Below are 20,099 nucleotides of genomic sequence, written 5' to 3'. Positions count from 1 at the left end.
ACGACATTGCAGGGCCAGTCACCGGGTTTACAGAGGCGGAATGGTTTGCTGGTACAGGCAAACGAATAGTCACAACTTGTTGCAGCGTTGTTTTCATCAGCCCGTCAAACCGGATTCCGGTTTGAGCGTATCTCCCAATTTATATGCCGACTAACCCTGATCTCTGTAAATATGTGCCAACCACGTTTCACGTGATTCTGAACCAAGCTGACAAAAATTACAAACGTTGTATGAGATTTGTTTTAGCTGATTCTGCCAAATCGATATATTTGGCGTGCAGCAGGCGGACCTGGGTGGTGATTTGCATGATATCACCCTCGTTGCTGACAACGTCATCGGCTGCCTGCAGCCGTTTTTCGCGATTGGCCTGCGCATTCATAATGGCCTGCACTTGCGGCTCAGTCAGGCCGCTCCTGGCCATGACGCGCCGTATCTGAGTCTGCTCCGAGCAATCGACTACCAGTACCCGGCTGACGCGGGTTTTCCAGGAGCCTGACTCCACCAGTAAGGGGACGACAAAAATGGTATAGGGGCCGGTAGCCTCGGCACCGGCTTTTTCGGTTTCGCTGCGTATCAGCGGGTGCAGGATGGCTTCCAGCTTTGCTTTTTCCACGGGATGATTAAATACGCGTTCACGCATTTTACTACGGTCCATTGCGCCATCAGGCAGGATGAATTCCGGGCCGAACTGGCGGCTGATCTCAGGAACGGCGATACCGCCCGGGCTACTGAGCTGGTGGGCGATCAGGTCAGTGTCGACAAGGCTGGCACCCAGGTCGGCGAACATATTGGCAACCGTGGTTTTGCCGCTGCCTATGCCGCCCGTCAAGCCCAGCGAAAATGCGGTTGCCTTACCCATACTCTTAAAAAGATATGCCGATGTAATTCTGCGTCAGGGTTTTTCCCCATACCAGTGCAATCAGGCCCGCTGCTGCCAGATAAGGCCCGAAAGGGATGGGGTTGTCCCGTCCCCTTTTCGTCAGCATGATCAAGCCCAGTCCGACGATGGCGCCGACAATGGAAGACAGCAGGATAATAATCGGCAACATATTCCAGCCCATCCATGCGCCCAGCGCTGCCAACAGCTTGAAGTCGCCGTAGCCCATGCCTTCCTTACCGGTTGTCAGCTTGAACAGCCAGTATATCGACCACAATACCAGATAGCCCGTAGCCGCGCCGATAACGGCGTCCTGTAGCGGCACGAAGACGCCGGCGACGTTGGCCAGCAGTCCGCACCATAGCAGGGGATAGGTGAGATCGTCCGGCAGCAACTGGGTGTCGGCGTCGATGAAGGTCATCGCGATCAATAGATAGACAAAGACCAAGCTGGCCAGACCCATCCAGCCGCTGCCGAAGTGCCAGACCAGCCCGGCGGACAGGCAGCCCGTCAGCAATTCCACCAGCGGGTAGCGCGCGGAAATAGGCGCCTTGCAGCCGATGCACTTGCCGCGTATTGCCAGGTAGCTTAATACCGGGATATTTTCCAGCGCGGTGATCTGGTGCCCGCAATGCGGGCAGGCGGAGCGCGGGACAACCAGATTGTAGCGGTCGGCATGCGGAGGCTCCAGCCCGTTTTCCATCGCGACATAATTGTCCGATTCACGCTGCATCATTTTCGGCACACGATGAATCACGACATTGAGGAAGCTGCCTATCAGCAGGCCGAACAAGCCTGCGATCGCTGCGCTCAGGGTAGTCCCTGGCGCAGTGAACAAAATCAATTCCATCATCAGACCACGGATCCCAGCTTGAAGATAGGCAGGTACATCGCGACTACCAGGCCACCGATGATCACACCCAGAATCACCATGATGAGCGGCTCCATGAGGCTGGACAGATTGGCGACCGCTTCGTCCACTTCTTCTTCGTAGAAATCAGCTACCTTGCCCAGCATTGCATCCAGAGAACCTGATTCCTCGCCGATGGCAACCATCTGCGTGACCATATTGGGGAATACATTCGCGTTTTGCATTGATACCGTCAGACTGGTGCCGGTGCTGACCTCGGTCTGTATCTTGACGGTGGCATCCAGATAGACTGCATTGCCCGCTGCACCGCCTACGGAATCCAGCGATTCTACCAAAGGTACGCCTGCTGCGAACATCGTTGCGAGCGTCCGCGTCCAGCGTGCTATGGTTGCTTTACGTATGACCTCGCCAAATATAGGTATCTGCAGCAACAGCCTGTCCATCGTCTGCTGCATTTTCAGGGAGCGCCTCCAAGACTGCATGAAGAAATATACCCCACCAAAAATTCCACCGAAAATCAGATACCAGTATTTCACAAAAAAGTCGGAGATCGCCATCACAAACAGGGTAGGCGCCGGCAGATCGGCGCCGAAGCTTTTGAATACCTCCTTGAAAGCCGGTACCACCCAGATCATGATAACGGCCGTCACGATGAAGGCAACGCTCAGAATCGCGATCGGATAGGTCAGCGCGGATTTGATCTTTTTCTTGATTGCCAGCGTCTTTTCCTTGTAAATCGCCAGCCGCGTCAGCAAGTCTTCCAGAATACCTGCCTGTTCGCCTGCACCGACGAGATTGCAGAATAGAGGATCGAAATACAAAGGGAATTTGCGGAATGCTTGATTCAGGCTGGTACCGGTTTCCACATCCCCGCGAATGTCCTGCAACAGTTTGGACACGGAAGGATTGGCATTGCCTTTGGCAACGATGTCAAAGGATTGCAGCAAGGGCACGCCGGCTTTCATCATCGTTGCCAGTTGCCGGGTGAACAGCGTGATGTCTTTTTCAGTTACTTTTTTGCCTGAACTGTAGGATTTCTTTTTCAGTTTGGTGACCAGCACGCCCTGGCGTCGGAGCGTGGCATTGACGATGGCCTCGCCGCCGGCACGGATTTCTCCGCGCACGGTCTTGCCATACTTGTCCTTGCCTTCCCAGGCATACAGGAATTCTTTTATCTGGCTTGTTTTCGCCGGCCTATTTGCTTGCGTTGCCATGCACCTGCTCCAGTCTTATCATTCGTTGGTACATCCGAGAACTTCTTCCAGGCTGGTCAGGCCTTGCTTCACTTTTTGCAGACCGGATTCGCGCAGTGTTCTGACGCCCTCGCTTTGAGCCTGTTTCTCGATTTCCAGCGCGCTGCCATGCGCCAGGATGATTCTTTCTATCGATTCTGTAATCGGCATGATCTGGTAAATGCCCACCCTGCCTTTGTACCCGCCGCCGCCGCACCGATCGCAGCCCACAGGCTGATAGGGTTTCCAAGTGCCGTCCAGCTCTTCTTCCTTGAATCCTGCCGCCAACAGAACTTCGTCCAGTATGTCCGCCGGTTTTTTGCAGGTACACAGGCGGCGCGTCAGCCTTTGTGCCGTGATCAGGATGACCGACGAGGCAATATTAAACGGAGCCACCCCCATGTTCATTAACCGGGTCAGTGTCGACGGCGCGTCGTTGGTATGCAGCGTCGAGAACACCATATGCCCGGTTTGCGCCGCCTTGATCGCAATGTCGGCGGTTTCCAGGTCACGGATCTCACCGACCATGATGACGTCGGGATCCTGGCGCAGGAAGGATTTCAGCGCCACGGCAAAAGTCAGCCCGGCCCGGTCATTGACGTTAACCTGGTTGACGCCAGGCAAATTGATCTCGGCCGGGTCTTCGGCGGTGGAAATATTGATGCCCGGCTTGTTGATGACGTTCAGGCAGGTGTACAGCGATACGGTTTTACCCGAGCCGGTAGGCCCGGTGACCAGCACCATGCCGTATGGCCGGGTGATCGCATTCATCAGGATTTCTTTCTGGTCCGGGTCATAACCCAGCGCATCGATACCCATCTGCGCCTGCGAACCATCCAGAATACGCATTACGATCTTCTCGCCGAACAGCGTAGGCAAGGTGCTGACCCGGAAATCGATGGAGCGCGATGCCGACAGCACCAGCTTCATGCGGCCATCCTGGGGGACGCGTTTTTCGGAGATGTCCAGCTTGGAAATGACCTTGATCCGCGATGCCAGCTTTTCTTTGATGGCCATTGGCGGCTGGGCGATTTCCTTCAGTTCGCCATCCACACGGAAGCGTATCCGGTAAAATTTTTCAAAAGGCTCGAAATGCAAATCGGATGCGCCCATATTGATCGCATCCAGCAGCATTTTTTGCAGGAACTTGACGATAGGCGCATCGTCCACCTCCATGGCGGCCGCGTCGGCTGCGGCAGAGGACACGACTTCTTCTTCATTGAAGTCGATTTCCATATCGTCGCCGGCCAGTTCATTCAGGCTTTGCTCGGATGTTTTGAGCAGCCTCTCCAGCGTCTTGACCAGTACGTCGTGCTGTACGACGACCAATTCTATGCTTAGGCCGGTCTGGAACTTGATTTGGTCGATTGCTGCGGTATTGGTAGGGTCCGATACTGCGACGGAAATCTTGTTGCCGCGTTTGGCCAGCGCAACGATGCGCTGGGTTTGCATCAGTTTGCTGTCGACGATTTTTTCCGGCAACAGGCTTTCATTGATGACGGACAAGTCCACCAGCGGATAGCCGAAGGCTTCAGAGCAGAATGCGGCCAGGTCGCGTGCATTGATCAGACCGCTTTGCAGCAGCACATCAATGAAAGGCAGTTTGTCGGCTTGGGCTTTCTTGCTGACGTTGTCAATCTGCGGCATGCCGAGGAGATTTGCCTGCGCCAGCGCGCGGGCAAGTCCTGAGCTGCCGGTTTGTAATGTCAGGGTAGGGGAAACTGCAGCCATAGGATCTTTGGTGTAAAGTTTGACTAAACAAAGAGTTGCTCTAGGATAATGCAAAAAACATTTACGTGATACAAGATGTTTGATACAAGATGTTGCAACATAGAAACCAAAATGGGCAAAAAGCGCGCATTATTGATGTAGCCGTATATTGACGATGGATTCTCCCCTATGGGAAGTATCGCCGCCTAGTATAAGACTGTTCTTGTGTTTAGGGTAATTGCCGTGCCGCCATAGCGATATTCCGCCATGCCAAGCGGTTGTGATGTTGCGGATTAGCCGGATTTGAGTGTGACTTTTATCAGTTTTACCATCTTGATTGCCTGATGTTGCACTTGTACTACCTCGACGATGCAATCATGAATCTTGAGGCTGATATTGGCTTCCGGTATATCCTGCAAAATTTCCAGCAGCAAGCCGTTCAGGGTTTTCGGCCCGTCCAGCGGAAAATCCAGTTTCAGGCGTTTGTTGATGTCCCGCAAGGTCGTCGCGCCTTCCAGCATGCACTCTCCCTGTTCGTTCCATTTGAAGTGATCAATGCCGGCATTGCCTGGCATGGACGTAGTGAACTCGCCTATCATTTCTTCTATGATGTCTTCCAAGGTCACCAGACCTTGCACCTCGCCGTATTCGTCGACAATGATGCCGAGCTTTTCACGATTTTCCTGGAAATACTGCAACTGGGTAAATACGTCGGTATCCTCGGGAATGAAATAAGGATCGCTGAGGATCTCGCGGAAATGGCCGGTCGCAAGATCGTCGCCCCTGTTCAGCAGTGCAATGGCTTTACGCACATGCAATATGCCGATGATCTTGTTGATTTCACCTTCGTAAACGGGCAATTTGTTGTGATAACAGGTGGCCAGTTGCTGCCGGATATCTTCCACCGGCGTGGCGAGGTTGAGTGCTTCCACCTGGGAGCGTGGCGTCATCACGTCATTGACAGAAATACTTTCCAGGTCAAACAGGTTCAACAAGATACTTTTATGCTTCTGCGGAATGAAATTGCCGCCTTCCAGCACGATGGAGCGTAGTTCTTCCGGTGACAAGCGGTGCTCGCGCGCTGCAGCACCAGTGTTGATGCGCAACAAACCCAGCAGCAGATTGACAAACAGGTTGACGAACCAGATGACCGGCTGCCCTATCGCCATCAGCGGTTTCAGCACCAGGCTGGCGGGCAGCGAGATCCGCTCGGGATAGGTGGCGCCAATCACCTTGGGAGCGATTTCCGCAAAAACGATCAGCAGGAAAGCGACGATGGCGGTTGCGATGGTCACCACCCTGTCGTTATTGCCGAAAGCAGAGATCGCAATGGAAGTAACCAGCGCCGTGACCAGTGCGTTGATGACCGTGTTCGCAATCAGCACCACCGACAGCAGCTTGTTAACCCTCTCCAGCAGCCACAATGTGGTTGCTGCCAGTTTGTTGCCGCGCTTGGCGAGGTGGCGCAACCGGTGCCGGTTGGCCGCCATCAGCGCGGTTTCCGTCATCGAAAAGAAGGCGGATAACAAGATGAGCCCGGCAAGGCTAAGGAGTTGCACCCATAAAGGAACACTGTTCACGTTAAGTTTGATGCAATGATGTTAAGGGAATAGGCGCAACCGGACCAGCAGGCCGGTTGCGGATGAAACAAGACTTGAACGTGTTTTCACGCAGAAAAGATGCAGTTCAATGGTTGCGGTCCACTGCAAAATTGCTCAGTGCCAGCAGGGCTTCTTTATAGGGGCTGTCCTTTAGCGAAGACGCCGCCGCAGCCGCTCGAGCGGCTGCCTTGTGGGCTTCCTCTTTCGTGTAATCCAGTGCGCCGGATTGGGTAATGGCGGCCAGAATGGCATTGAACTGGCTTTCATCTCCCTGTTCTATGCAGGTGCGAACCAATTCCCGCTGCGCGGGAGTTCCATTCTTCATCAGGTAGATCAGCGGCAGCGTCGGTTTGCCTTCCCGCAAGTCGTCCCCGACATTTTTGCCGATATCGATCGCGTTGCCCGAATAGTCCAGTACATCGTCAATCAGCTGGAAAGCGGTGCCCAGAGAGCGGCCATATTCGGCAGCGTCTTCTATCTGGGCCGGAGTAGCGCCGGCAATCAGTGCCCCGACCTGTGCCGCGGCTTCAAACAGCTTGGCTGTCTTGGAGCGTATTACTTGCAGGTATCGTTCTTCGGTCACATCCGGGTTGTGCATATTCAGCAATTGCAGCACCTCGCCCTCGGCGATCACATTGGTTGCGTCGGCCAATATCTGCATGACTTGCATATTATTGATGGAAACCATCATCTGGAACGCGCGCGAGTACAGGAAGTCTCCCACCAGCACTGACGCGGCATTGCCGAACATTGCATTGGCGGTCTTGCGGCCGCGGCGCATGGATGATTCATCAACAACATCATCATGCAGCAGTGTTGCGGTATGGATGAACTCAACGATGGCCGCCAGCTCATGGTGATGCGTGCCCTGGTATTGATACGCATTGGCCACCAGCAGGACCAGTACCGGCCGGATGCGCTTGCCGCCCGCACTGATGATATATTCAGCGATCTGGTTGACCAGCGGTACTTCAGAGTGCAGTTTCGTTCTGATAACCTGGTTGACCGCAGCCATATCGGTGGCGATCGTGTCGGAAATAAGGTTCTGGGTTGTTGTTGTGGCAGACAAAGTGGTACCTGCTAAAAAATGCCTAATATCGATAGACGAATCGAGAAGAATAGCGAGATTATACGATGCCCGTGACGATGGCGTGCGCTCCCGGGGGAGCCCGGTGCAGCGAAGTGCATGGCAAAAAACAAATCTTGACTAAATTACAGAAAGCAAATCCAAATTTACAGATAGTTTTTGACCTCTGGGCTAAGTCTATGTATAATTGGAGGTTTTCCCGATTTAATAAGGCTTTTCACGTCAGGAAAAAATCCTTTTTTTATAATTTGATGAGGTTTCACATGTACGCGGTCATAAAAACCGGTGGCAAACAATATAAAGTTGTCGCTGGTGAAAAACTTAAAATAGAACAGATACCTGCAGACATTGGCTCCGAAATCACCATTGATCAAGTGCTCGCTTTGGGCGCTGGTGACACCATTAAGTTTGGTGCTCCTTTGGTCTCCGGTGCTACGGTGCAGGCTACGGTATTGTCACAAGGTCGTCACGACAAAGTTAGAATTTTCAAGATGCGTCGTCGTAAGCATTACCAGAAGCGCCAAGGCCATCGCCAAAATTACACTGAAATACAAATCGTTTCGATCAACGGCTAAGCCGGGTGATTGTTAAAGTCTGAATAGTAGATACCAAGGAGTTCTTAAATGGCACACAAAAAAGGCGGCGGCACCACGCGCAACGGCCGTGACTCAGAGTCAAAACGACTCGGCGTTAAAGTTTACGGCGGCCAGACAATCAATGCAGGCGGCATCATCATTCGTCAACGCGGCACACGTGTACACGCTGGTGAAAATGTCGGCATGGGCAAAGACCACACTTTGTTCGCACTGATCGACGGTAAAGTCAAATTCGCAATCAAAGGCGCTTCCCAGCACCAGTACGCGATTGTAGAAGCGGCTTAATCAAGCGCTGATACAGAAAGCTTTACAAGATAAGGCGTAAGCCTTGTTCAATAGAGGCTCTGCCATTGGTGGAGCCTTTTTAGTTTCAAGAGAATCTTTATAAATCCGTCGTGCCGGCTGTAGTAGCTGTTACGGGATTTAGTGGAACTTATTTCATAAATGGCAGCATTTTCGCTGGTGTCATTCATGAAACGAGTTCTAAGCTCTTTTTAGGTGACAGAAATGAAATTTATCGACGAAGCACGGATAGAAGTGATTGCAGGCGATGGCGGTAATGGTATCGCCTCCTTCTGCCGTGAAAAATTCAGGCCGTTTGGCGGACCCGACGGCGGCGACGGCGGCAAGGGTGGCAGCATTATTGCCGTGGCCGACCGTAACATCAATACACTGGTGGATTACCGTTTTTCCAAGCTGCATAAAGCAAAAAACGGCGAAAACGGCCGTGGTTCCGACTGCTACGGCAAAGGTGCAGACGACATTTTCCTGCGTATGCCGGTAGGCACGCTGATCGCCGACCGCAATACCGAGGAAGTCATTGCCGACCTGACCGAGCACGGCCAGGAAGTGGTGCTGGTCAAGGGTGGCGAAGGCGGCTGGGGCAATATCCATTTCAAATCCTCCACCAACCGTGCGCCGCGCCAGCGCAGCGACGGCAAGGAAGGCGAGCGACGCGAGCTGAAGCTGGAATTGAAGGTATTGGCGGATGTAGGCCTGCTCGGTTTGCCGAATGCCGGGAAATCGACATTTATTACAGCGGTATCGAATGCCCGCCCTAAAATTGCGGACTATCCGTTCACGACGCTGCATCCCAACCTCGGGATGGTACGCGTCAGCCACGAGAAAAGCTTCGTCATCGCCGATATCCCCGGCCTGATCGAAGGCGCAGCTGAAGGCGCCGGCCTGGGCATACAGTTCCTGCGCCACCTGCAGCGTACCGGTTTGCTGCTGCATATTGTGGATATGGCGCCGTTCGACGATGCCGTTGATCCAGTCAAGGAAGCCAAGGCACTGATCAAGGAACTGCGTAAATACGATGAATCCCTGTATGAAAAGCCGCGCTGGCTGGTGCTGAACAAGCTTGACGTACTGACGGAAGATGACCGTAAGAAGAAGGTAAAAGACTTTGTCAAACGTTTCGGCTGGAAAGGCCCGGTATTTGAAATCTCCGCGCTAAACCGTGAAGGCTGTGACGATCTTGTGACTGAAATCTATTCCTATCTTGCCGACAAACGCCAGCAGGAGCAGCGTTCGGAAGAAACCCAGATGGTGCAGGAAGCGCAAGGTATATTGTCCATTGATCCGGATGACCCCCGCTTTAAAATTGTAGACTGATTTAGTTAGCCAACTGCGGCTGCAATGTCCTATTGACGAACCCGCTCGATAAAATATTGCCTGCCGCAGGGTTCTACCCCATCGCGGCCGCCTTACCCTGGCGACCCGGCACTAGCCCGCATGCTATCCGTATGCCAGCATTGCAAGCAGCCCTTTCCTGTATTTGCCTAACCGTGTTTAATTTGGCGTCAGCGCAGATAGTATGGGCAGAAGTACATACAAGTTACAGGCAGCCGGGTTATCTTCCGGCATCTTCAACATGCAGTCTTGTCAGCAGGTATTTTTTCTCCTATGCATTCTGTAATTCAACAGGCCAAAAGGCTGATTATCAAGGTAGGTTCTTCGCTGGTCACCAACGACGGCAAGGGTCTGGACCAGGCCGCAATACAAAAATGGGCTGCGCAGATAGCCCAGTTGCGCGCGCTCGGCAAGGAAGTGGTGCTGGTCAGCTCGGGCGCGATTGCCGAAGGGCGGCAGAGACTGGGTTTCGACAAGCGGCCCACCGGCATCCATGAACTGCAGGCGTGCGCCGCAGTCGGCCAGATGGGACTGGCGCAAATTTACGAAACAAGCTTCCGTGCACATGGACTGGGAACAGCGCAGATTTTGCTGACCCATGCCGATCTGGCGCATCGTGAACGCTACCTGAACGCGCGCTCCACCCTGTTCACTTTGCTGCGCTTCGGCATCGTCCCCATCATTAACGAGAACGATACCGTTGTGACCGACGAAATCAAATTCGGCGACAACGATACGCTGGGAGCGCTGGTTGCGAACCTGATCGAAGGCGATGCGCTGATCATCCTGACGGACCAGAAAGGCCTGTATACCGCCGATCCGCGCAAGCAGCCGGATGCGGAATTTGTGCATGAAGCCAACGCGGGCGATCCCGCGCTGGAGGCGATGGCCGGCGGCGCCGGTTCCAGTCTCGGCAGCGGCGGCATGCTCACTAAAATATTGGCGGCCAAGCGCGCCGCCAAGTCCGGTACGCATACCGTGATTGCCTGGGGGCGTGAGGAAGACGTATTGGTAAGGCTGGCGCATGGAGAGGCGATAGGCACGCAGCTGATTTCGCAAATGGCGCCATTAGCGGCGCGCAAGCAATGGATGGTCGATCATCTGCAAACGGCGGGGCAGCTGGTGCTGGATGCGGGGGCAGTGCAGAAGCTGACAGCGGAGGGAAAATCGTTACTGCCCATCGGCGTGCTGGAGGTGCGCGGCGAGTTCGGGCGCGGCGAAATGGTGACCTGCTATAACGAGGCAGGGCTAGCCATTGCTCGCGGCCTGAGTAATTATGCGGGTGTGGAAGCACGCCGCATCAAGCGCCATCCTTCTTCTGAAATCGAGGCGATCCTGGGTTTTGTCGAAGAGCCGGAACTCATACACCGGGATAACCTGGTGCTGCTGTAAGAAGCCGCTAAAAACGACGCTGGCGTTGTTGCTTATCCTGACCGTGCTACGCGCATTGTCACCGTTGTGCCTAGCCAGCCCAAATTTTGCAACAGCTTTTAAAAACACAAGCCTCCACTAGGGAGGCTTGTGTTTTTTTAGATGGAAAAGCTGTCTATTAATACTGCTTGATTACCGTCTGGTTTTTCTTGATCCTGTCCAGAATATCCCTGGCTTTTCCCGCTACAGTAGGACCTTCGCAGAAATAATCGACCGCCAGGAAAGAGTGCTGCTTGTTGGCGCCCAGATTGGAAATCTGTGTCCATTCATTGCGCCTGGAGCGTGACCAGCTGCCATCCGGGCGTCCAAATGCATACAGTTTTTTTTCAAACGATTCGCAGCGTATCGCTTCGTAGCTGATGTTTTTAGCTCCGCCGCGGCTGACGGCAACCAGCGTATAGCGTATGGTGCCGTCGCTCACGATGGTCAGCGATTTTGCATCAATCGAAAAGGCTTGCGTGCCACTGTCGTAAAAGCTGATCAGGTTCTCCGCTTTCGGTGCTTCCGGCAATTGTGCGGCGACTTCTTTCCAGTCTTTTTCCATCTCTTCGTCGTCTTCCGGCGATTGCTGGGCGGATGCGGGCAACTGAAAGCTCAGGCAGGCAGCCGCCACCAGGGCGGACAGATATAGGGATTTTCTCAGCATAGGTTACTTGGTTTTTTCTGTATCAATAGCACCCGCCGCTTGCGCAGCCGGCACGGTGGGCAATTGCTGCGACGGCTTGCTGTCGTCGCAGGGGTTTGCCTGATGTTGTTGCCGCAGGTAGCGGCTGGTCTGGCGCGAAGCGCTGCCGTGATCCGAACGGTTCAGGAAACGTGACAATTCCTGCAAGGCCAATTGGTAGACGCCGCGTTTGAATTCGATGACAACGTCCAGCGGCACCCAGTACTCATGCCAGCGCCATGCATCGAACTCCGGATGGTTGCTGGCGCGCAGGTTGACATCGCAATCGCGGCCCACCATGCGCAGCAGGAACCAGATCTGCTTCTGACCACGGTAGTGGCCGCGGATTTCGCGCTTGATAAAATGGTCCGGCACCTCATAGCGCAGCCAGTCGCGGGTGCGACCGATGACCTTGACGTGCTCAGGCCGCAAACCGGTTTCTTCTTCCAGTTCGCGGTACATGGCCTGCTCGGGCGATTCGCCGTATTTGATGCCACCCTGGGGGAATTGCCAGGAGTGCTCGCGCACGCGCTTACCCCACCAGACCTCATTGTTGGCGTTAAGCAATATAATGCCTACGTTAGGCCGAAAGCCTTCACGATCTAGCATGTTCAACCTCAAAACTTTCTGTGGCTAAACGGCCTTCCCTGAGGATGTGAGGGTGACGCTACGTTTGGAAATCCGGTGCTTTTCGTTTGCTCGGCACGTTATTCCATAGATAAAACGCAGTTTCCGTCATCAAATATGCAAAGAGTGGGCGCATTAGCCAGCTAATCCTTTAAAATTGGATTGATTATAACCCTCAATTTTTGAAAAGAATCATTGTCATGCGCGCTACACGATTTTTTATTTCTACTTTAAAAGAAGCACCTGCCGATGCAGAAATCGTCAGCCACAAGCTGATGATGCGCGCCGGCATGATCAAGCGCCTCGGCTCCGGCATCTACAACTATATGCCCATGGGTTTGCGCGTCATCCGCAAGGTGGAAAACATTGTCCGTGAAGAAATGAATCGTGCCGGCGCGATAGAAATGCTGATGCCGGTAGTACAGCCCGCAGAGCTATGGCAGGAAACCGGCCGCTGGCAAAAGTATGGCGCAGAACTGATGCGCGTCAAGGACAGGCATGGCCGCGACTTCATCATCCAGCCTACGTCGGAAGAAGCGATCACCGACGTGGCGCGGCATGAGATCAAGTCCTACCGCCAGCTGCCTATCAATTTTTATCACATCCAGACCAAGTTCCGGGATGAGCGCCGTCCGCGTTTCGGACTGATGCGCGGCCGCGAATTCACGATGAAGGATGCGTATTCATTCGACCGCGATGTAGCAGGCCTGAAGAATTCCTACCAGGTCATGTATGACGCCTATTTCCGCATTTTCAGCCGCTTCGGTCTGGAGTTCCGTGCCGTGGCAGCCGACAATGGCGCCATCGGCGGTTCCGGCTCGCACGAATTCCACGTCATTGCAGATACCGGCGAAGATGCGTTGGTCTATTGCCCCACTTCGGACTACGCAGCCAATATGGAAGCGGCCGAAGCGATGCCGCTCGCCGATGCGCGGGCACCGGCGCAGGCTGCGCTGCAAAAAACAGCGACCCCCGGCAAGGCTAAATGTGAAGACGTGGCCGAATTGCTGGGCCTGCCTCTGCAGCAGACCGTCAAGTCGATCGTGCTGACGGTGGAAACTGAAGAGAAAGAAAAAATCAGCAAACAGGTCTGGCTGCTGCTGCTGCGCGGAGATCACGAGCTCAACGAAATCAAGGCAGCCAAAGTGCCTGGCCTGGCCAACTACCGTTTCTCCACCGAAGAAGAAATTATCGAAAGCTTTGGTACACCTCCCGGTTACCTCGGCCCCATCAATACCAAGCTGCCGGTGAAGGTCGTGGCCGATCGCACGGTGGCGTTGATGAGCGATTTCGTCTGCGGCGCCAACGAAGCGGATTTCCATTTCACCGGCGCTAACTGGGGCCGCGATATTCCAGAACCGCTCGTTGCCGACCTGCGTAATGTCGTCAACGGCGATCCTTCGCCGGATGGCAAAGGCGTGCTGGCGATACAGCGCGGCATCGAAGTGGGTCATGTATTCCAGCTCGGCACACGCTACTCGGAAGATATGAAAGCGAGCTTTCTGGATGAAAACGGCAAACCGCAACTGTTGCAGATGGGCTGCTACGGCATAGGCGTGACGCGCATCCTGGGTGCGGCGATCGAACAGAATTACGACGACAAGGGCATTATCTGGCCTGCAGCGATCGCACCTTTCGAAGTGGTGATTTGTCCTATGGGCATGGACCGCAGCGAAGCGGTCAAGGCTGAAACCGAAAAGCTGTACGCATCGTTGCTGGCGGCTGGTGTCGACGTGATCCTGGACGATCGTGGCGAACGCCCAGGTGCAATGTTTGCCGATTGGGAGTTGATTGGCGTGCCGCACCGCATTGTCATCGGCGACCGCGGGCTGAAGGAAGGCCAGCTGGAATACCTGGGCCGCCGCGATGCTGCCGCCAGCAATGTGCCGCTGCAGGAGATGCAGGCCTTCATCCTGCAGAAATTGCAAGGGAAGTAGTATTGTTGCTCTTTTTTAGCAAGCCCTTGATGCGTCGCAGCCAGGTTTGGCTGCTGGCAGGTCTCGTCATGTTGGCGGGAGCTGCCGGTAGTCCTGCCATCGCCGGCAACCAGAAGGAAGAGGCGATGGCGGATGCCGTGCGCATTGCACTGGCCAAGGCCATCAGCGATGCACGTCCGCCGCGCGCCAGCTTCCCCAATATCGACGAAAGAATCAAGTACCTGCGCTGGCTGGGGGAGATGTCCGGCCGCCTGAAAAAGCGCCTGCCGGATAACCAGACGCGCCTGGAGTTCCTGGAGACTGTCTGGTATGAGTCTACAAGGGCAGGGCTGGAGCCGGCATTGGTGCTGGGGCTGATACAGGTCGAATCTGCATTCCGCAAGTATGCAACATCGGTGGTGGGGGCTCGCGGCTATATGCAGGTGATGCCGTTCTGGTCGCGCGTGATCGGCGACAACGATGCCAAGAAGCTGTTCCAGATGCAGACCAATCTACGCTACGGCTGCGCCATCCTGCGGATGTATATCGATATGGAAGGCGGCAGCCTGTATCTGGCGCTGGGCAGGTATAACGGCAGCCGGGGCCAACCGGACTATCCGAATGCGGTGCTCGCGGCGTGGAAGCGCTGGGAGTACAAGGCATAGTCAATATGGCGTGGAGGGGGAGTACCTGGCCGTAAGGATTGATGCCGGACTTAAAAAACGACGACAAAAAAGCCCGCGCGATGCGGGCTTTTTTGTTTGGGATTGGGATTGAAAGTCCCAATAAGTCTCCCAACGAAACTGCGGCTGCTGCTTAGGACAGGTGGCCGGAAATCAGCTTGGTCATTTCAAACATCGAGACTTGTTTTTTGCCGTCGAAAACAGCTTTCAACTTGTCGTCAGCGTTGATGTTGCGTTTGTTCGCTTCATCTTGCAGCTTGTGCTTCTTGATGTATTCCCATACTTTTTTAGTGACTTCTGTACGCGGAATAGGTGTTGCACCGATCACAGCTGCCAGGGTAGGGGAAATCGTCATCGGCTTCATGAACGCTGCGTTTGGCTTGCGGGCTGCTGCCGGTTTTGCGGCTGCTTTAGCTGCTGGTTTTGCTGCGGCTTTTTTAGGAGCTGCTGCTTTGGCCGGGGCTGCTTTGGCTGCCGGTTTCTTAGCAGCGGGCTTTTTTGCCTCTGGTGGTTTTGGTGCTGTTGCCATCTTTAAGCCTCCTTCACAAATATCGTGGAAAATGCGTCATTTCACGCATCGCTAATAGTGGTGGGGTTTTTCTGGTGACGCAAGTGTTTTTTGCGGCTTTTTACGGAAAATGTATCCTATACAGCAGCCAGCAAGGGCGGCGAGCCCAAAAACAGCCGGGAAAGCTGTTTTCAGGCGATTTCAGAGGGAAAGATCTAAAAAAGAAAACGGCACCTCATCAGGTGCCGCATCTCAACAATGCAGTTTACCTGCGGGCCTAGCGCCTGCCGGGGCCGGATTCCGCGCCTGGCATCATGCCTTTCATGCCGCGCAACATCTTCATCATGCCGCCGCCTTTGAGCTTCTTCATCATCGACTGCATCTGCTCGAATTGCGCCAGCATCCGGTTCACTTCCTGAATCTGCACGCCGGCGCCGGTGGCAATGCGGCGCTTGCGGGATGCCTTGATCAGTTCCGGCTTGGCCCTTTCCAGCGGCGTCATCGAGTTGATCATGCCTTCCATGCGGCGCACCTGTTTTTCGGCCTGGTCCATATTGGCGCCATTGGCTGCCTGCTGCAATTGTGCCGGCAGTTTGTCCATCAGGTTAGACAGGCCACCCATCTTTTTCATCTGCGTCAGCTGCAGCTTGAAATCGTTCATATCGAATTTTCCGCCGACCTTCAGCTTTTGTGCCAGATCCTGTGCCGCGGCCACATCCATGCCTTTTTGCGCCGATTCCACCAGTGCCAGGATATCGCCCATGCCCAGGATACGGTTGGCCATGCGGGTAGGATCGAACGCTTCCAGTCCATCCAGTTTTTCTGCAACACCGGCGAATTTGATCGGCTTGCCGGTGATATGGCGCACCGACAATGCGGCACCGCCACGCGAATCGCCGTCCAGCTTGGTCAGCACGATGCCGGTCAGCGGCAGTGCGTCGTTAAAGGCTTTGGCAGTATTGACCGCATCCTGCCCCAGCATCGCATCGACTACAAACAGGGTCTCGATAGGCTTGACGGCGGCGTGCAGCGCGGCAATCTCCTGCATCATCGCCTCGTCGATGCCCAGGCGGCCGGCGGTATCGATGATCAGCACGTCATGATAATGCTTCTTCGCGTAATCCAGAGCGGCCAGCGCGATATCCACAGGTTTGTCGGTCGGCAGCGAAGGGAAGAAATCGGCGCCGACCTGTTCCGTGACGGTCTGCAACTGGCCGATCGCCGCCGGACGGTAGACGTCGGCAGAAACGGTCAGCACTTTTTTCTTTTTCTGTTCTCGCAGGTATTTAGCCAGTTTGCCGACGGTCGTGGTTTTACCCGCACCCTGCAGGCCAGCCATCAGGATAATTGCCGGTGGCTGGGTCGCAAAGCTCAGTTGATAGGCTTCTTCGCCGAGATCGGCGCCCATGATACTGGCCAGCTCTCTTTGCACCACACCCACCAGCGCCTGGCCGGGGGTCAGTGAAGAAATGACTTCTTCGCCCATGGCCTTTTCCTTGACGCGGGCAATCAGTTCCCTGACGGCAGGCAGCGCCACGTCGGCTTCCAGCAAGGCCATGCGTACTTCGCGCAGCATCTCCGCGGTGTTGGACTCGGTCAGGCGAGCCTCTCCGCGCATGGTTTTAACGACTTTGGCAAGGCGTTGGGTCAGATTATCGAGCATGGTGTATTTCTTGAAAATAAGTCAATGTAGCGTAGGTGCGCGCATATATCAGACAACGCACAGAAATCAGCCCTCCATTTTACCCGATGACGCCGCACGTCTGAAAAATAGAAATCCCCGCCGGTATTTCCCGGCTGCTTTATCGAAGGCAAATTTCAATGTAAATACGCTATGATGCGGAAAACCGGAATATTTTTTTGTCATTCTGGTTTTTCAGAATTGCCGAAATTCTCGTGATCAGAATAATCGATCAAAATCAAGCACTTGGCAAAAGATTCGGGATAATTGATGTTGGCATAAAGCATGCTATATCGCTTGCACAAACAATTACATAATGGAGACCTTCATGTTGAAAAAGACATTTGCAGTGAGCTTTTTGCTGTCCGCCGTTGCTGCACTCAGTACCGGTTCCGCGCTGGCGCAGGAAACCGTCCGCCTCGGCAACCTCAAATTTGCGCACTATGGCGCGGTATCCTATATCAAGGAAATCGCTCCCAAATGCGGCATCAAGATAGAAGAGCACGTTTTTGCCAAAGGCCCGGACATCATGCAGGCTATCCTGGCCGGTGAACTCGACGTCGGTGCGGCGTCTTCCGAAGGCGCCATCACAGCACGCGCCAATGGCGCACCTATTTACGTGGTCGGTGGCTTTGCCAAAGGCGGCGTGCGCCTGGTAGCGCGTGCCGACGCGGGCATCAAAAGCGTCAAGGACCTGAAAGGCAAGAAGGTGGGTGTAACCCGCGGCGTGATCCAGGACGTGCTGCTGACGTCAGAACTGGCGCAGAATGGCCTGACTGCATCGGACAAGCCGGGCAAGGATGTGCTGATCGTGTACCTGGCTTTTGCCGACCTGAATCAGGCCCTGCTGGGCAAGGACCTGGATGCAATCATGCAGTCCGAGCCGCAATCTTCGCAGGCCATCAACAAGGGCTTCGGCGTCGAAGTTATCAAGCCTTACGATACACCTATCGGCGAGCCTGTGCGTACGCTGGTAATGACGGAAAAATTCTATGCGGAGCGCCGTCCTCTGGCGGAAAAATTCATGCGCTGCTTCGTCGATTCGACCAAGCTGTTCATCGACAACAAAGGCCTGGCGGAAAAATACGTACGTGAGACTGTCTTCAAGGGCCAGATATCCAAGGAAGACTTCAATGATGCCATCGCCAACTCCCCTTATTCCTACGATATCACTCCCGAGCATATCCAGATCACAACCGACGTGATGGCCAAATACGGCATCGGCAAGATGGCCAAACCGCCGGTCGCCAAGGATTGGGTAAAAACCGATCTGCTGGATGCCGCCAAGAAGAGCGCCGGCGTCAGGTAAGGGGCTGTTAATGGCAAAATTCAATTGGCGCGGCATCATCGCCGGCCTGATCGTGCCGGTAGTCGTTATTGCGATATGGCAGGCCGTATGTTCTGCCGGTTTCGTCAGCCCGCTAAAGCTGCCTTCGCCGTTTGCAGTAGCGCACCGCTGGGTGGAATACCTGTTGCCGCCGGAACCGTATACCGCCGAAGCCGGTTCATGGCTGGTGTGGGCGTTGTCCGGCGAACTGCTGCACGACGCTGCCGGCAGCATGTACCGGGTAGTGACAGGCTTCCTGATCGGCGGTGGCCTGGCGTTGCCGCTGGGTGTGGTCATGGGCGCCAGCAAGCGCGTGTATTCTCACATGTATCTGCTGATACAGGTACTACGGCCTATTCCGCCCAGCGCTTACACGCCGCTGGCAATGCTGTGGTTCGGCCTGGGCAATCCGCCAGCCACCTTCATGATTTCAATTGCCGCTTTTTTCCCTATCCTGATCAATACCATTACCGGTGTGCGTCAAGTTGACAGTATTTACCTGCGCGCCGCGCAAAACCTGGGCGCCAGCCGTGGGACGCTGTTGCTGCGGGTGATGCTGCCGGCGGCAACGCCGTATATATTGGCAGGGATCAGGATTGCGATAGGCTCTGCCTTCATGATCGTTATCGTGTCGGAACTGATTGCCGTGCCGAACGGCCTTGGCTTCCGCATTAATGAAGCCCGCGAGTATTCATGGACCGACAAGGTCATGGCCGGCATGTTTACGATCGGTTTTATCGGCCTGGCGCTGGATGTCGGCATGAACAAGCTCAACAACTACCTGCTGCGCTGGCATCGCGGCCTGGAGAGTTAATATGAACAGTACGCAGATCAGCGTGAACGCTGTCAACAAGGTATTCCAGACTGCCGACAAGGAAGTGGTCGCACTGAAAGATATCAACCTGGAAATCCCGCAGGGGCAGTTTGTCTGCCTGCTCGGGCCTTCCGGCTGCGGTAAATCCACGCTGCTGAATGCAGTGGCGGGGTTCTCGCTACCTTCGTCCGGTTCCATTGTGACCGATGGCAAAGAGGTCACGGCTCCGGGGCCGGACCGCGGCATGGTGTTTCAGGAATATGCACTGTTCCCGTGGATGACGGTAGAGCAGAACGTTGCCTTCGGCCTGGAAATCAAGGGTAGCGGCAAGGCCGAGATACAACAGAAGGTCTCATCGCTATTGGGTATGCTGGGCCTCAGCGATTTCCGGGCGCGTTTCCCCAAAGACCTGTCCGGCGGCATGCGCCAGCGGGTTGCCATTGCACGCGTGCTGGCGCTGGATTCTCCTATCATGCTGATGGACGAGCCTTTCGGTGCGCTGGATGCGCTGACCCGCCGTAACCTCCAGGATGAGCTGCTGCGCATCTGGGCCGAACTGAAAAAGACCATCATCTTCGTGACCCACAGCATAGAGGAGGCGATCTACCTGGCGGACCGCATCATCGTGATGACTTACCGCCCTGGTACCGTCAAGCGCGATATTACGGTTGACTTGCCTCGCCTGCGCGACCCTTCTGCTGCCGAGTTCAATGCGCTGAAACGGGAACTGGGCCAGCTGGTGATGGAGGAGCAGCAGCGCCACCATCATGATGAATTGAAGCTGGCAGCGGTAGACTGATCATGGTGGACTATCCCTCTAATAGAGAGAGGTAGTCCGC

19 protein-coding genes are annotated in these 20,099 nt (G+C 54.7%); 9 read left to right on the top strand and 10 right to left on the bottom strand.

Annotated features, from left to right (window positions below; genetic code table 11):
- Positions 1-217 precede the first annotated feature (217 nt).
- The 6 genes from coaE to ispB all read right to left on the bottom strand — a co-directional run bounded on the left by coaE (position 218) and on the right by ispB (position 7,360).
- On the bottom strand, positions 218-859 hold the full coding sequence (coaE, locus tag ACO0LO_RS12080; protein WP_422964474.1) for a dephospho-CoA kinase: 642 nt from the start codon (positions 857-859) through the stop codon (positions 218-220).
- A 4-nt stretch (positions 860-863) separates the two neighbouring features.
- Positions 864-1,730: a prepilin peptidase gene (locus ACO0LO_RS12075; RefSeq protein WP_422964473.1), complete on the bottom strand. Its 867-nt coding sequence runs from the start codon at positions 1,728-1,730 to the stop codon at positions 864-866.
- Positions 1,730-2,962 (bottom strand): type II secretion system F family protein, encoded by a 1,233-nt coding sequence (locus ACO0LO_RS12070; RefSeq protein WP_422964472.1) that lies wholly within the window; start codon positions 2,960-2,962, stop codon positions 1,730-1,732. Before ACO0LO_RS12070 ends, ACO0LO_RS12075 begins: the two co-directional genes overlap by 1 nt.
- 18 nt (positions 2,963-2,980) lie before the next feature.
- Positions 2,981-4,711 carry a type IV-A pilus assembly ATPase PilB gene (gene pilB / locus ACO0LO_RS12065; protein ID WP_422964471.1) on the bottom strand — a complete coding sequence of 577 codons (1,731 nt, stop codon included), beginning with the start codon at positions 4,709-4,711 and terminating at the stop codon, positions 2,981-2,983.
- A 272-nt stretch (positions 4,712-4,983) separates the two neighbouring features.
- Positions 4,984-6,270, bottom strand: a complete 1,287-nt coding sequence (locus ACO0LO_RS12060; protein ID WP_422964470.1) for an HlyC/CorC family transporter — start codon at positions 6,268-6,270, stop codon at positions 4,984-4,986.
- Positions 6,271-6,376: 106 nt separating this feature from the next.
- Positions 6,377-7,360, bottom strand: coding sequence for an octaprenyl diphosphate synthase (gene ispB / locus ACO0LO_RS12055; protein WP_422964469.1), 984 nt, complete (start codon positions 7,358-7,360; stop codon positions 6,377-6,379).
- A gap of 281 nt (positions 7,361-7,641) precedes the next feature.
- Here ispB and rplU point away from each other — a divergent pair, with 281 nt between their 5' ends.
- The 4 genes from rplU (at position 7,642) to proB (ending at position 11,001) form a co-directional block, all read left to right on the top strand.
- Entirely contained in the window at positions 7,642-7,953 is a 312-nt protein-coding gene (gene rplU, locus ACO0LO_RS12050) for a 50S ribosomal protein L21 (RefSeq protein WP_188567062.1), read from the top strand.
- Between the two features lie 48 nt (positions 7,954-8,001).
- A complete protein-coding gene (gene rpmA / locus ACO0LO_RS12045; RefSeq protein WP_422964468.1) occupies positions 8,002-8,259 on the top strand; it encodes a 50S ribosomal protein L27 in 258 nt (85 codons plus the stop codon).
- 222 nt (positions 8,260-8,481) lie between these two features.
- A complete protein-coding gene (gene cgtA / locus ACO0LO_RS12040; protein ID WP_422964467.1) occupies positions 8,482-9,591 on the top strand; it encodes an Obg family GTPase CgtA in 1,110 nt (369 codons plus the stop codon).
- Positions 9,592-9,882: 291 nt separating this feature from the next.
- Positions 9,883-11,001, top strand: a complete 1,119-nt coding sequence (gene proB, locus ACO0LO_RS12035) for a glutamate 5-kinase (RefSeq protein ID WP_422964466.1) — start codon at positions 9,883-9,885, stop codon at positions 10,999-11,001.
- A gap of 157 nt (positions 11,002-11,158) precedes the next feature.
- Here proB and ACO0LO_RS12030 read toward each other — a convergent pair whose 3' ends face one another.
- Positions 11,159-11,686 carry a CNP1-like family protein gene (locus ACO0LO_RS12030; RefSeq protein WP_422964465.1) on the bottom strand — a complete coding sequence of 176 codons (528 nt, stop codon included), beginning with the start codon at positions 11,684-11,686 and terminating at the stop codon, positions 11,159-11,161.
- A 3-nt stretch (positions 11,687-11,689) separates the two neighbouring features.
- The gene (locus ACO0LO_RS12025; RefSeq protein ID WP_422964464.1) at positions 11,690-12,313 is read right to left on the bottom strand and encodes an RNA pyrophosphohydrolase; all 624 of its coding nucleotides are present in this window, start codon (positions 12,311-12,313) and stop codon (positions 11,690-11,692) included.
- Between the two features lie 218 nt (positions 12,314-12,531).
- On the opposite strand from ACO0LO_RS12025, the gene ACO0LO_RS12020 reads away from it, so the two are divergent.
- Both ACO0LO_RS12020 and ACO0LO_RS12015 read left to right on the top strand, forming a co-directional pair.
- A complete protein-coding gene (locus ACO0LO_RS12020; protein ID WP_422964463.1) occupies positions 12,532-14,268 on the top strand; it encodes a proline--tRNA ligase in 1,737 nt (578 codons plus the stop codon).
- Between the two features lie 29 nt (positions 14,269-14,297).
- On the top strand, positions 14,298-14,912 hold the full coding sequence (locus ACO0LO_RS12015; protein ID WP_422964462.1) for a lytic transglycosylase domain-containing protein: 615 nt from the start codon (positions 14,298-14,300) through the stop codon (positions 14,910-14,912).
- A 151-nt stretch (positions 14,913-15,063) separates the two neighbouring features.
- Here ACO0LO_RS12015 and ACO0LO_RS12010 read toward each other — a convergent pair whose 3' ends face one another.
- Complete coding sequence (locus tag ACO0LO_RS12010) at positions 15,064-15,459, bottom strand: SWIB/MDM2 domain-containing protein (protein WP_188567068.1); 396 nt, start codon at positions 15,457-15,459, stop codon at positions 15,064-15,066.
- A gap of 256 nt (positions 15,460-15,715) precedes the next feature.
- Positions 15,716-17,101, bottom strand: coding sequence for a signal recognition particle protein (ffh, locus tag ACO0LO_RS12005; RefSeq protein WP_422964461.1), 1,386 nt, complete (start codon positions 17,099-17,101; stop codon positions 15,716-15,718).
- A gap of 346 nt (positions 17,102-17,447) precedes the next feature.
- Here ffh and ACO0LO_RS12000 point away from each other — a divergent pair, with 346 nt between their 5' ends.
- Genes ACO0LO_RS12000 through ACO0LO_RS11990 form a run of 3 tightly spaced genes read left to right on the top strand, consistent with a single transcriptional unit; the run spans position 17,448 to position 20,059 of the window.
- Positions 17,448-18,428 (top strand): ABC transporter substrate-binding protein, encoded by a 981-nt coding sequence (locus ACO0LO_RS12000; protein ID WP_422964460.1) that lies wholly within the window; start codon positions 17,448-17,450, stop codon positions 18,426-18,428.
- A gap of 10 nt (positions 18,429-18,438) precedes the next feature.
- Positions 18,439-19,260 (top strand): ABC transporter permease, encoded by an 822-nt coding sequence (locus ACO0LO_RS11995; protein WP_422964459.1) that lies wholly within the window; start codon positions 18,439-18,441, stop codon positions 19,258-19,260.
- Between the two features lies 1 nt (position 19,261).
- Positions 19,262-20,059 carry an ABC transporter ATP-binding protein gene (locus tag ACO0LO_RS11990; RefSeq protein WP_422964458.1) on the top strand — a complete coding sequence of 266 codons (798 nt, stop codon included), beginning with the start codon at positions 19,262-19,264 and terminating at the stop codon, positions 20,057-20,059.
- The last annotated feature ends 40 nt before the right edge of the window (positions 20,060-20,099 follow it).

Source organism: Undibacterium sp. TJN25 (assembly GCF_049339885.1).
Taxonomy (GTDB): Bacteria; Pseudomonadota; Gammaproteobacteria; order Burkholderiales; family Burkholderiaceae_D; genus Undibacterium.
The sequence above is the reverse complement of the archived record's forward strand: the minus strand, read 5'-3'. Positions and strand labels throughout refer to the sequence as shown.

What these genes read in the sequence shown, in the direction of transcription:
- coaE (WP_422964474.1), bottom strand. Translation starts at nt 859, where the DNA reads ATGGGTAAGGCAACCGCATTTTCGCTGGGCTTGACGGGCGGCATAGGC.
- ACO0LO_RS12075 (WP_422964473.1), bottom strand. Translation starts at nt 1,730, where the DNA reads ATGATGGAATTGATTTTGTTCACTGCGCCAGGGACTACCCTGAGCGCA.
- ACO0LO_RS12070 (WP_422964472.1), bottom strand. Translation starts at nt 2,962, where the DNA reads ATGGCAACGCAAGCAAATAGGCCGGCGAAAACAAGCCAGATAAAAGAA.
- pilB (WP_422964471.1), bottom strand. Translation starts at nt 4,711, where the DNA reads ATGGCTGCAGTTTCCCCTACCCTGACATTACAAACCGGCAGCTCAGGA.
- rplU (WP_188567062.1), top strand. Translation starts at nt 7,642, where the DNA reads ATGTACGCGGTCATAAAAACCGGTGGCAAACAATATAAAGTTGTCGCT.
- rpmA (WP_422964468.1), top strand. Translation starts at nt 8,002, where the DNA reads ATGGCACACAAAAAAGGCGGCGGCACCACGCGCAACGGCCGTGACTCA.
- cgtA (WP_422964467.1), top strand. Translation starts at nt 8,482, where the DNA reads ATGAAATTTATCGACGAAGCACGGATAGAAGTGATTGCAGGCGATGGC.
- proB (WP_422964466.1), top strand. Translation starts at nt 9,883, where the DNA reads ATGCATTCTGTAATTCAACAGGCCAAAAGGCTGATTATCAAGGTAGGT.
- ACO0LO_RS12030 (WP_422964465.1), bottom strand. Translation starts at nt 11,686, where the DNA reads ATGCTGAGAAAATCCCTATATCTGTCCGCCCTGGTGGCGGCTGCCTGC.
- ACO0LO_RS12025 (WP_422964464.1), bottom strand. Translation starts at nt 12,313, where the DNA reads ATGCTAGATCGTGAAGGCTTTCGGCCTAACGTAGGCATTATATTGCTT.
- ACO0LO_RS12020 (WP_422964463.1), top strand. Translation starts at nt 12,532, where the DNA reads ATGCGCGCTACACGATTTTTTATTTCTACTTTAAAAGAAGCACCTGCC.
- ACO0LO_RS12015 (WP_422964462.1), top strand. Translation starts at nt 14,298, where the DNA reads ATGCGTCGCAGCCAGGTTTGGCTGCTGGCAGGTCTCGTCATGTTGGCG.
- ACO0LO_RS12010 (WP_188567068.1), bottom strand. Translation starts at nt 15,459, where the DNA reads ATGGCAACAGCACCAAAACCACCAGAGGCAAAAAAGCCCGCTGCTAAG.
- ffh (WP_422964461.1), bottom strand. Translation starts at nt 17,101, where the DNA reads ATGCTCGATAATCTGACCCAACGCCTTGCCAAAGTCGTTAAAACCATG.
- ACO0LO_RS12000 (WP_422964460.1), top strand. Translation starts at nt 17,448, where the DNA reads ATGTTGAAAAAGACATTTGCAGTGAGCTTTTTGCTGTCCGCCGTTGCT.
- ACO0LO_RS11995 (WP_422964459.1), top strand. Translation starts at nt 18,439, where the DNA reads ATGGCAAAATTCAATTGGCGCGGCATCATCGCCGGCCTGATCGTGCCG.
- ACO0LO_RS11990 (WP_422964458.1), top strand. Translation starts at nt 19,262, where the DNA reads ATGAACAGTACGCAGATCAGCGTGAACGCTGTCAACAAGGTATTCCAG.